The following is a 12,046-nucleotide window of genomic DNA, read 5'->3' on the forward strand; positions in this document are numbered from 1 at the left end:
TCCTGTCCTATGTTTCGGTGAATTGTTATGTCCGCTGTCAAATCTGTACCGCCTTCTACATCATCAAAGTCGCCTATTGCCAAGAAGTCATTGAGTGAGAGCCTAAAAGCTTATCTCGATCGCCGCGCGATAATTATGTTGCTTTTGGGCTTTGTCGCAGGCATTCCCATTTTATTGATTTTCTCAAGTCTTTCTTTGTGGTTACGTGAAGCGGGTATAGATCGTACTGTCGTGACGATGTTCAGCTGGGCAGCTCTTGGTTATGCCTTCAAGTTTATTTGGGCGCCCCTTATTGACGCTGTGCCACTGCCCATATTAACGAAGCTATTAGGTCGTAGGCGTAGCTGGATATTAGTATCGCAGATTATGATTATTGCGGCCATTTGTATTATGGCAAGTGTTAATCCAGCGATTGAGGGTAGTTTGTTCTTAATGGCAGTGGGCGCGGTACTACTTGGCTTTTCATCCGCTACCCAAGATATCGTCATTGATGCCTACCGTATTGAGCTGGCACCGCCAAGCTTGCAGGCAGTATTGTCGGCTATGTATGTTACGGGCTATCGCTTGGGTATGATTGTCGCTGGTGCTGGCGCGCTATACTTGGCAGATTATTTTGGCTCGACCGAAACATTTTATAGTTATGAGGCGTGGCGAAATACTTATTGGATCATGGCTGCGGTGATGAGCGTTGGGGTTATTACCACTTTGGTTATTCATGAGCCTGTTAGCCAGCAGGTATTGGTCGAGCGTAAAACTTCGGAATATACTCGCTTAGTACTCGTATTTGCCATATCAGTCATAGGTTTTGTACTGGTATTTGCCAATATGGGACCGTTATTGCCTGAGACTGAAAGCGTGCTATTTGGCTTTTTAATTGAAGTAGTACGTATGGTATCGAGCTTGGCCGCCGCTATAGCGATTGGCTATGGCTTGGTTAAGGCCAACCTTGTAGAGCCAGAATTTGCAAGGACGACATGGGTTGAGCCTATTGCAGATTTCTTTCGTCGGTATGGTATGAAAGCTTTATTGTTATTGGCGCTAATTGGTCTATATCGTATCTCGGATATTGTTGCGGGTGTAATCTCCAATGTCTTCTATCAAGATATGGACTTCACTAAGGTTGATATTGCCAACGCTGTCAAATTGGTTGGGGTCATTATGGCTATCGGTGGTGGTTTCTTAGGAGGCATATTAGCGCAGAAAATGCGTATTATGCGCGCTATGATGGTTGGTGCCATCCTTGCTTGTGTGACTAATTTACTATTTATTTTGCTGACCTATCATCCCGGTAGTTTGCCGTATATGTATTTGGCAGTCATCCTTGATAATCTAGCAGCCGGCCTTGCCAGCGCCGTATTTATTGCCTTTTTATCAGCATTGACCTCTATCCGTTTTACCGCTGTGCAGTATTCAATATTCTCTTCCTTGATGACTTTATTACCTAAGGTGATAGGGGGATATTCAGGAGCTATCGTCGATAATACCAGTTACCCGTTTTTCTTTATGTTTACCTTTGCTATTGGTATTCCTATATTGGTGCTGATTTATTTAGTCGATAAACACATTGTCATTGGCGGTCATGATGATATTTACGGTGATGACGATGATAAGGGCAGTGGTAAAGGTAATGCAGGGCTTGAGCTAGCCAAAGCGAATCCTAGTCTAACCAATACAAAAGAGCCACCACGGGCAAGCGAATAAAGTGTTGGTTAAATAGTGTTAAATAGGTACTGAGAGTAGCTCATGGAAACGTCTAAAGCAGAGAATATGACAGTACGGCAAATCAAGCAGCAAGCGCCACAGTTCGCTCAAACGTTTGGCGTACCGTCATTTTGGCTAACTGATTGGCTACTTTACGTTATTGATAAGCCGTCATCATTCTCAATAACAGATGAGAGCTATCAGCTGACGGCTAGCGAATTTGAGCGATTTAATATTGGCGTGGCTCAGATGCAGCAGGGCATGCCGCTAGCGTATTTAACAGGTCGGCAAGAGTTTTGGTCGCTTGATTTTAAGGTAAACGCACATACGCTAATTCCAAGACCCGATACTGAGGTATTGGTTGAGCAAACGCTATCTTGGATTAAAGCTAATAAGTCAGAGTTTGAAAACAGTGATCAAAATAAGCGCCTACTAGATTTAGGCACAGGATCAGGCTGTATTGCGATTAGCCTAGCGTATGAGCTGACTAATAATAAGTGCTACAAACAGTATAGCTGGCAAATTGTCGCTGTTGATTTGTCTAGCAAAGCGCTAGAAGTCGCTCGACATAATGCAGTGGCGAATAAGATTAATAACATTGAGTTTGTGCAAAGCAGTTGGTATGAGCAGTTGAGTGATGACGATAATAAGTTTGACGTTATCGTCTCTAATCCACCTTATATCGATGAAACGGATAAGCATTTAACCAGTCTGCAAGCTGAGCCGATCAGTGCCTTGACTGCGCCCAATCAGGGTTTGGCTGATATCGAGCATATTGTCCAGCAAGCACCACAATATTTGCAAGTAAGGGGTTTGTTGGCTATCGAACATGGTCATGATCAAGGGCAATCGGTGCATCAATTATTTATCGACAATGGTTTTGATAAAGTGCAGACGGTGCAAGACTTTGGTGGTAATGATAGGGTGACGCTTGGGCAGCTTCTTTGACAATTAGTATCCCTAGAATTAGTGTCGCTAGAATTTCTTTTTTACTATTAAGATAAGCTTTGGTAATGAATATGACTCAGTTAACCGATAGCCAGTCACTGACCGATGATGAGCTACTGCTCTATGCGCGGCAGGTATTACTCGACGGTTGGGATATTGATGCTCAATTGCGCCTCAAATATTCTCGTGTGGTGATGATTGGCGCAGGTGGTTTAGGGTGTCCAGCATCAGAGACTTTGGTGCGCGCGGGTGTTGGACAAGTACATCTGATTGACGATGATGTCATCGAAGCCAGCAATTTACAGCGTCAGACTTTGTTTTTACCTGAGGACATAGGTCAGCCAAAAGCGACTACTGCTGCTGCTATGCTGGGTAAAATAAATCCATTGATAAAGGCAAAGGGTAGCGTCGCTCGTTTAGATGAAAATAACGCCTATGAGCTGCTAGCAATGGAGTCGGGCAAGCCCAATTTATTACTGGACTGTACTGATAATTTTGCCACTCGCGATATGATTAACCGTATTAGCGTGCGCTACCAGATTCCGCTATTATCAGCTTCTGCTATAGCAATGGAGGGGCAGCTCGCGCTATTTGAACCGCAGCTTAATACAGGTTGCTACCATTGTGTATTCGGCGAGACTCGTGTTGATGAAGCAGCTGATGCGCGAACCTGTGCCAATTCTGGCGTGCTGGCGAGTACTACAGCGATTATGGGTAGCTTACAGGCCAATGCAGCCTTGCAATACTTAGGCTTAACCAAAAATCCACTGACAGGCAAACTGCTATTGTGGGATGGTAGCCGCATGCAGCAGCGGCTGATGGGTTATAGGCAAGATAAAGATTGTATCGTCTGTGCTAGCCGTTAATCTTTTATATCGTTAAGTAAGCTCATTGATTTATTTTGTGACTGCCAAGCTCATTGAATATTCTGTTAACTATCCCATCTAACTCCTTTATTTTCGATACAGTTGTCTTTTATGAAAATTCATCGCCCTCATTTATTAAAACATACCTTTAATGTGGTCAATCGCGTTCGTCAGACTGCCAGTGTTGCAGGACTGTCAGCCCTTAGAGTCGCCACTGGCGAAAAGCCTGATGCGCAACTACTAAAAGAAACCTTTGAGCAGCTAGGTACGACTTATATCAAAATCGGTCAGTTTATCGCTAGTACGCCTTCACTATTTCCACGCGAATACGTCGAAGCCTTTCAAAGCTGTTTGGATCAGACCACACCCTTATCCTACGCTTATATTGAGCAAGTACTAAGGGCTGAGTTAGAAGTCTATGGTCAAACCTTAGAAGAAAATTTTGCTCATATCGACAAAGAGCCGATCGCCTCAGCATCAATTGCGCAGGTGCATGGTGCGCGTTTGCACAACGGCGATGAGGTGGTGCTAAAAGTACAAAAGCCTAATGTTGAGACTATTATGCAGACGGATTTAGGCGTCTTGCATATGGCAACTAAGCTATTAGAGCTGATAATGCCGTCGATGAAGTTTGCGAGCATTGCACCGATCATTGATGAGATTCGTTTGCGTATGCTCGCTGAGACTGACTTTATTGCTGAGGCGCAAAATATCCGCGACTTTCAGCAGTTCTTACAAGTCTCAGGCAATACGCGTGTTATTGCACCGAAAGTCTATGATGATCTAACCACCAAGCGAGTGCTCACTATGAGTCGACTGCGTGGGGTGTCTATGGTTGATGAAACTGCTATGCGTCAGTATTGTAGTGACCCTGCACAAGTGATGGCCGATACGCTCAATACTTGGTTTGCAAGCCTAATGCTCTGTAATAGCTTCCATGCTGATTTGCATGCAGGTAATCTGATGCTGTTGACCGATGGACGCATTGGCTTTATCGATTTCGGTATCGTGGGTAAACTCAAAGCCGAGAGCTGGCGTGCCTGTATGGGTATGATGCAAGCGCTGCAGGATAATAACTATCAGGCCATGGCGCAGTATATGATCGATATGGAAATGACAGGCGCTCGTGGCCAAGTCGATGTGGCGGCACTCGCTGAGGATTTACAGCGAATGATGCAGGTTGTCATGGCTGAAAATATCACCTTTACTAGTGGCGTACCTGTCAATGTCAAAGAGCAAGCGGATGAGCTGAATAAAATGATGCTGGAGATTGTCGAGGTTGGTAAACGTCATGGTATTCATTTCCCGCGCGACTTTGCGCTATTGACCAAGCAGCTCCTCTATTTTGACCGTTTTATGCGCACCCTTGCTCCTGATATGGATATGTTCAGCGATAAGCGAGTTGCTATGCTCGGGCAGGACGATACAGCGCTACCTTCCGTTGCCTCTTAATGTTACTGTTCCATAATAATTATCTGTAATAAGGGTAGGGTGCTGATGGCCACAATTAGGTATGAACGAGCAGTATCATGAATTCCGCTCGGCGCTCTATCGTCCCAATCATCACCAATCAAACCGCGATCGCTTGGATAGGGCTGTACTGTCTGGCGGTGGCGATGGGGTATGGGCGCTTTTTATTTACAGCGACCTTGCCTGACATTATGACCCAGTTGACACTATCAACCACTATTGCTGGTTGGCTGGCATCAGTTAATTATAGTGGCTATTTTATTGGGGCACTGATTTCGATGTTTGTGCCGCAGCGCCTTACCTACAGGGCGCTGATGGTAGGAATTATTCTGAGCATTGTGACGACTATTGCGCTAGTTGCGCCTAACATGCCTTTGAGCTTATGGTATATCATCCGCTTACTAGCAGGTATTGCCAGTGGTATCGGTATGATACTGGGCTCGTCTTTTATTATTCAGCACTTTAGCGGCGCTCAGCGCTCACTATTATCCACAGTACATTATGCGGGCATTGGGACAGGGATTAGCGCTTCGGCTATTTTGACTTGGTGGTTATTGACGCTGGGTTATCATTTTGAGGTGATTTGGCTAGTCGCTGGGATAAGTAGTTTACCGCTGATAGTGTTGCTTTATGCTATACGGCCTATAAAATCAGACGCCACCCAATCAAATTCTACAGTCAAATACCCTTCTATTAAGCAAACCTATATTAATTTTAAACGCTCATTATTCGAGGCGATGATAGGTCATACGCGGGCGATTGCTCTATTAGCAGTCAGCTATCTACTGGCAGGATTTGGGTATATTACCTCAGCGACTTTTTTGCCAGTGATGGCGACTGGTCAGCTTACCGATCAGAATTATGCTGGTCTACTGATTTGGCTCATAGTCGGTATTTTTGCGATGCTCTCCAATCCATTATGGGGTGCCCTTGCCAAACGCATTGGCGAGATTAAGACTCTAATGGGTTTGACGATATTGCAAGCTATAGGTATGTTTGCACCTTGGTTATTCGACAGTGCTTTAGGTCTGTATGCAAACGCTGTCATATTGGGATTGACCTTTGTCGGTATGGTGTCAATGACTCTTAACCTCATCAAAAGTATTAATCCTGCCTATTCCAATTTATTGATGGGTTTGGCAACGCTAGCTTATGCCGTAGGTCAATTTATTGGGCCCTTGATCACTGTGGCGTTAGCAGGCAGTAATGATAACTTTAATGCTGGACTGATCGTGGCAGGTATTGGCTTACTAATCAGCCTAGTCTTATTATTGCTATTTCGTCGGCAGCCACAATCGGCGAATTAGAGCGCACTAAACCATACTCCGACTAAAAACTTCACGTAGCTCAAAGCTAGTATGGACTTGTGCGACCCCTTCGATACGATTAAGCCTATGTAATAAAAACTCTTCATAATGTGCCATATCGCGCACGCATACCTTTATTAGGTAGTCCTCAGAGCGTCCTGTGACAATACTACAGCTAACCACCTCATCAAAGCCTTGTACCTTACGTTCAAACTGCTCGAAACGCTCTGCGGTGTGTCGATCCATGCTAACCGCGATAAATATAGCCAGCGGGTAGCCAAGCTTTTGCGCATCCGTTTGAGTATGATAACCCGTAATGACTCCTGTATCCTCCAAACGTTTGATACGCCTAGCGCAGGGTGTCGCTGAGAGATTGATGCGTTCGGCAAGCTCAGTAATACTCATACGAGCATCGACTTGCAGCAGGCGTAGCAACTTCTTATCAACCTCATCGATTGCTACTGTTGCTTTATTGTCATCATTTATCATAACTTGCACCAAATATAGTGATTTTCTCTAATTATATCGCTTAAATAAAGAATTATCACTAATATAGTTGAGAAATAAAGACAACTAAGGTGTTTTTCACTTGATAAACTTTGCTATTATAATGGTATAAACCTCTGTTATCTCGTATGATAAGCGCATCATTTAATCACTACAATTCGCTAAATTATTTAAGGATTGATTATGTCTCAACAAGCCACAGCTAACACTGCCGATGCCAAAGTAACGCCTAAACACGCCGCTTTTGATTATAAAAAGTATCGCCCGTTTGCGTTTGCCCCACTATTACCCGATCGTACTTGGCCGAGTAAAACGATTGAAAAATCGCCGATGTGGGCCAGTGTTGATCTGCGTGACGGTAATCAAGCGCTCATTGATCCAATGACTATTGAGCAAAAAATGCGCTTTTTTAAGACAATAGTAGGCGTGGGATTTAAAGAGATCGAAATCGGCTTTCCGTCAGCTGCGCAAGTGGAATTTGATTTTGCACGTAAATTGATTGAAGAAGATCATGTTCCTAATGATGTGACCCTACAAGTATTGGTTCAAGCACGTGAGCATTTGATTGCTCGCACCTTTGAGTCACTTGCTGGCGCTCGTCGCGCTATCGTCCATGTCTATAACTCAACCTGTCGTATCCAACGCGAAAAAGTCTATGGCAAGAGTAAAGAAGAAATCAAAGAGATTGCCATTACTGGGGCAAATCTATTAGTGAAATATGCGGCCAAATATCCTGAAACTGAATGGGTATTTCAGTATTCTCCCGAGAGCTTTAGCCAGACTGAGACTGAGTATGCAGTAGAAGTTTGTGATGCGGTCTGCGAAGTTTGGCAGCCTGAGAACGGTCAAGAAGTTATCTTAAATTTGCCCGCGACAGTTGAAGCGTCTATGCCTAATGTGTTTGCTGATCAAGTAGAGTATTTCTGCCGTAACTTGGCTAAACGTGAGCATGTCACTATTAGTTTGCATACTCATAATGACCGTGGTTGTGCGGTCGCAGCGGCTGAGCTTGGCGTATTAGCTGGCGCTGATCGTATTGAAGGTACACTCTTGGGTAATGGCGAGCGTACGGGCAACATGGATGTTATGGTCATGGCAATGAATTTGTTTAGCCAAGGCGTAGATCCAGAGCTTGATTTTAGTGATATGAGTGAGATTGTACAAGTGGTCAGCGAGTGTAATAATTTACCTGTGCATCCACGCCATCCGTATGTCGGCGAGCTGGTCTTTACTGCCTTTAGTGGCTCGCATCAAGACGCTATCAAAAAATCGCTTGATTATAATGAGCAGCACAAAGATAAAACCGAAAACGTATGGGATGTGGCTTATTTGCCTATCGATCCGGCACATATCGGTCGCAGCTACCAAGATGTGGTCCGTATTAATAGCCAGTCAGGCAAAGGCGGCGTAGCTTATATCCTACAGCGCAATTATGGCTTTAATCTGCCGCGTTGGATGCAAATTGACTTCAGTGGCGTAGTACAAAAGCAAGCAGAAAGTAGCGCCCGTGAATTACAAAACGATGAAATCTTGCAGACCTTTGAAGATACTTACTTGCAGCAAGGTGACTATGATTTACTTGATTATAGCGTCAATAACAAAGGCGGCGAAGTGTTCTTTAATGGTCAGGTACATATGAATAACGAGACTATCACCGTTGAAGGCTCAGGTAATGGCCCGTTATCCTCATTCATTGATGGTTTGGCAAAGCATACCGGCAAGTCGCTACACATTATCAATTATGCAGAGCATGCGGTAAACCCTCAGCATAGTGACGTCGATGGCAATAGCGTCGATAATGATAATAAAACCAATGCCAATGCTGCCGCCTATATTCAGCTTAATGTCGATGGTGAAGTATATTCAGGTATTGGCACCTGTAGCAGTACAGTATCAGCTATGTTAAAAGGGGCATTATCTGCTTTGGCTCAGGCAAAGACAGCGACTGCTGCTTAGGTTTAAAGACATAAGTAAAGGCTCAAGCAAAGGTTTAAATAACCGCTAATAGCGCTATATCAAAAGCTTTAATAGAGCTTAAAATATAGCGCTATTTTTTGCATAACAGATAATACAGCTGATCATTGAAGTCGATGGCGCTAGGGTGATAGCATATTTTTACTTGTGTTTTTAGCGTCGAAGACTTACGCTGGTAGGCTATATACCATTATAAATAAAATAAAAAGGTGAACTATGGAACCTATCTCATTTGCTTCATTTACCTTGGCAGGGATTCTGTCTACTCTTCCTGTTGCAGGCGAGCAAGTCAGCCAAGCAGTCATCACGACGCATATTAGTCCTGCTATAGCAGGACAGTGGCAGATAGATCTGGAACGTACAGAGGTGATGAGTAAACGGGTAGAAGAGCTGGCTTTTGCTGATGAACAACGAGAACTAGGCTTAAGCTTAGACAACGAGCCAGCGGTCACCGCCACATCACTAGATGGCGTGTTAGATCAAAGCGAGCGTCGCTCTATAGAAGCTTCGTTGAGTGAAGACTTAGTTAGCAATAGTGCTCAAAACGTAGCTACACAGAATATAAGAGCCGCCTCGATTCGTAGTAATGAATGTCGTGAGCTATATAATTTTGCTGCAGACAATGAGATGCGAGCGGTCAGTGGTAAAGAGACGACTTTTGGTCGCTACTTAATCACGCATCGCGAAGAAGGCTTACCTATTATCGCTATGAAAACCACTTATGATAATAATGAGCCTGACTGTTCAGGTAATCGAGTGGATCAAACAGGCGATGCCTTAGTGGCTTTTTTGAAGCATGACGGTAATAGTATGCAGTGGTGCGCAGACTCTGACGGCAATGAGTGCTTTATGGATTTTTATAAAGTATTGCCCTAACTATTTATATTATAAATTTTATTGCTTTAAGATTCTTTAATTTCAAAATTTTTAAATCTCTAAAATAAAAACCGCTATTTTCAACAAATAGCGGTTTTTTCAGTATTGCATCACATAATCGTAAATATTATGGAATACTAAGAAACTTTTTTATCTTCTTTAGGCTTAAGTAGCTCTTTTTCTAAATAATGGATATTTTGGGCTTCTTCGGTAAAGTTAGTATCCGCTAAAATAACATCACGATGCAGTGGGATATTGGTCTTAATACCTTCAATAATAAGCTCATCTAAGGCATGCAAAGTCTTTGAAATAGCTTGTTTGCGAGTTTGACCATGACAGATAAGCTTGCCAATAAGTGAGTCATAATAGCTAGGGATCTCATAGCCTGGGTACAAATGAGAGTCAAAGCGTACGCCTGTACCACTTGGGGCAAACAGTTGAGTTACTGTACCAGGAGAGGGTGCAAAAGTGGTTGGATCCTCAGCATTGATACGGCATTCGATAGCATGACCTTGAATCTCAATCTCATTTTGACGATAAGATAAGCCATAACCTGCGGCAATCTTTAACTGTTCAACCACCACATCGATACCGGTAATCATCTCAGTAACAGGATGCTCAACTTGAACCCGCGTATTCATCTCAATAAAGAAAAATTCGTCATTTTCAAATAAAAACTCAAAAGTACCTGCACCGCGATACTTGACCAGCTCGCAAGCCTTAACACAAGCATCTAAGATAGGCTGGCGTACATCATCAGGAATACCAGGCGCAGGCGCTTCTTCTAGGACTTTTTGATGACGACGCTGTAGCGAGCAGTCACGATCATATAGATGGATAGCATTGCCATTGCCATCAGCCAATACTTGAATCTCAACGTGGCGCGGGTTTTGCAAATAGCGCTCCATGTAGACAGTATCATCACCAAACCATAGCTCAGCTTCTTGTCTTGCCGCTTGAACTTGACCGACGATTTCCTCAAAACGCTCAACGACACGCATACCGCGACCGCCGCCACCTGATGCTGCTTTGATAATCAGCGGAAAGCCGATATTGCGAGCTTGCTCTTCAGCGTTTTTGATGGTGACCGCACCAACAGAGCCTGGCACGGTCGGCACGCCAGCTTTTCTCATCGCATTAATAGCTGAGACTTTATTACCCATTAAGCGGATGTGGTCAGCATTAGGACCGACAAAGGTAAGACCTGCCTCTTCGACACGCTCGGCAAATTCAGCATTTTCAGCCAAAAACCCATAACCTGGATGGATAGCATCAGCACCAGAGATTTCAGCTGCGGTTAAGATAGTGCTGATATCTAAGTAGCTCTGATTGGCGTTAGGTTTGCCAATACAGATCGCTTCATCAACAAAACGCAAATGCATCAAGTTTTCATCAGCAGTGGAATAGACGCCTACAGTTTCGATACCTAGCGCTTTACAAGCGCGGACTATACGTAAGGCAATCTCGCCTCGATTGGCGATGAGCAGTTTTTTTATCATGGGGTCATCCTTGTCAAAGCGGCAGTGACTGATAGGCCTATTATAAGACGGGTATTACTTAGCAAAATACTAATATAGGGTCTTATGCAAGGTAGTCGTAACTTGCTATCAGTCATAATTGTAGAGTGGGCAGATATTATAAGCGCATTAAGCTTTATAACGTACAACAGGCTGACCAAACTGTACAACCTCTGAATTCTCTACCAAAATCTCATCAATGATGCCGCTTTGAGTTGCCTCAAGTGGGTTCATAATTTTCATAGCTTCGATGATACCGATAGTATCGCCCGCTTCTACTTGCTGACCGACTTTTACAAAAGGAGGATCATTAGGGGTTGGGGCAGAATAAAAAACACCAACCATAGGTGAGTTTTCAACTTTACCCGCTTTGGCAGCGGCTTTTGCACTGACAGCAGCAGGTGCTACGCCAGCAGCAGGTGCGGCCATCATAGTCGGCGCAGGGGCTTCGTAATGGCGAGTTAAACTGATGTGCTCATCGTCAGAACTGACTTCTAGATTGACCAGTTCGTTTTCTTCCATGAGGGCGATTAGGGTGCGTATTTTTTCAATATCCATAATTTTTATGAGACCTTATACTAAAGTTTAGAAAAAAAGTACTGGCTAGGAATAGTACTAACTGATGTAACAAAATATTGATTAGGTATTCGCTCATGATACCTATATTCACTGCAATGAGCAATCAATGTACATCTGTTAACTGGATTTTTTACATATTTTTAGCTTAAGTTGAATGTCATTTTATAATTAAGTACTTATTTAGGCGTAAAACTCAGCTTCAATTGAAGCTGGTGGTTAAATAATGAATTTATATAAATTGTTTCAAGTCTTATCACAGCCTTGAGCTTTATAGTAGCCTTGAGCCTGATCATAGCCTTGA

General features: G+C 43.6%; 10 protein-coding genes. 7 read left to right on the forward strand and 3 right to left on the reverse strand.

Annotated elements, in window-relative coordinates; translation table 11 throughout:
- Positions 1-27: 27 nt before the first annotated feature.
- The 5 genes from Q9G97_RS06055 (at position 28) to Q9G97_RS06075 (ending at position 6,292) form a co-directional block, all read left to right on the forward strand.
- Positions 28-1,701 (forward strand): MFS transporter, encoded by a 1,674-nt coding sequence (locus tag Q9G97_RS06055; RefSeq protein WP_201573233.1) that lies wholly within the window; start codon positions 28-30, stop codon positions 1,699-1,701.
- A 42-nt stretch (positions 1,702-1,743) separates the two neighbouring features.
- Entirely contained in the window at positions 1,744-2,649 is a 906-nt protein-coding gene (gene prmC, locus Q9G97_RS06060) for a peptide chain release factor N(5)-glutamine methyltransferase (protein WP_305900133.1), read from the forward strand.
- Positions 2,650-2,720: 71 nt separating this feature from the next.
- Positions 2,721-3,515 carry a HesA/MoeB/ThiF family protein gene (locus Q9G97_RS06065; RefSeq protein WP_305900134.1) on the forward strand — a complete coding sequence of 265 codons (795 nt, stop codon included), beginning with the start codon at positions 2,721-2,723 and terminating at the stop codon, positions 3,513-3,515.
- 111 nt (positions 3,516-3,626) lie between these two features.
- Positions 3,627-4,967, forward strand: a complete 1,341-nt coding sequence (locus tag Q9G97_RS06070; RefSeq protein ID WP_305900135.1) for an AarF/ABC1/UbiB kinase family protein — start codon at positions 3,627-3,629, stop codon at positions 4,965-4,967.
- Positions 4,968-5,044: 77 nt separating this feature from the next.
- Complete coding sequence (locus tag Q9G97_RS06075) at positions 5,045-6,292, forward strand: YbfB/YjiJ family MFS transporter (RefSeq protein ID WP_305900136.1); 1,248 nt, start codon at positions 5,045-5,047, stop codon at positions 6,290-6,292.
- Between the two features lie 6 nt (positions 6,293-6,298).
- Here Q9G97_RS06075 and Q9G97_RS06080 read toward each other — a convergent pair whose 3' ends face one another.
- Positions 6,299-6,781: an Lrp/AsnC family transcriptional regulator gene (locus Q9G97_RS06080; protein ID WP_305900137.1), complete on the reverse strand. Its 483-nt coding sequence runs from the start codon at positions 6,779-6,781 to the stop codon at positions 6,299-6,301.
- A 201-nt stretch (positions 6,782-6,982) separates the two neighbouring features.
- Here Q9G97_RS06080 and leuA point away from each other — a divergent pair, with 201 nt between their 5' ends.
- Both leuA and Q9G97_RS06090 read left to right on the forward strand, forming a co-directional pair.
- Positions 6,983-8,755 (forward strand): 2-isopropylmalate synthase, encoded by a 1,773-nt coding sequence (leuA, locus tag Q9G97_RS06085; protein WP_305900138.1) that lies wholly within the window; start codon positions 6,983-6,985, stop codon positions 8,753-8,755.
- Between the two features lie 234 nt (positions 8,756-8,989).
- Complete coding sequence (locus tag Q9G97_RS06090) at positions 8,990-9,649, forward strand: hypothetical protein (protein ID WP_305900139.1); 660 nt, start codon at positions 8,990-8,992, stop codon at positions 9,647-9,649.
- A 137-nt stretch (positions 9,650-9,786) separates the two neighbouring features.
- On the opposite strand, the gene accC is transcribed toward Q9G97_RS06090, so the two are convergent.
- The gene (gene accC, locus Q9G97_RS06095; RefSeq protein WP_305900140.1) at positions 9,787-11,148 is read right to left on the reverse strand and encodes an acetyl-CoA carboxylase biotin carboxylase subunit; all 1,362 of its coding nucleotides are present in this window, start codon (positions 11,146-11,148) and stop codon (positions 9,787-9,789) included.
- Positions 11,149-11,295: 147 nt separating this feature from the next.
- A complete protein-coding gene (gene accB / locus Q9G97_RS06100) occupies positions 11,296-11,724 on the reverse strand; it encodes an acetyl-CoA carboxylase biotin carboxyl carrier protein (protein ID WP_305900141.1) in 429 nt (142 codons plus the stop codon).
- Between the last annotated feature and the right edge of the window lie 322 nt (positions 11,725-12,046).

It is taken from the genome of Psychrobacter sp. M13 (assembly GCF_030718935.1).
In the GTDB taxonomy this organism is placed as follows: Bacteria; Pseudomonadota; Gammaproteobacteria; order Pseudomonadales; family Moraxellaceae; genus Psychrobacter; species Psychrobacter immobilis_G.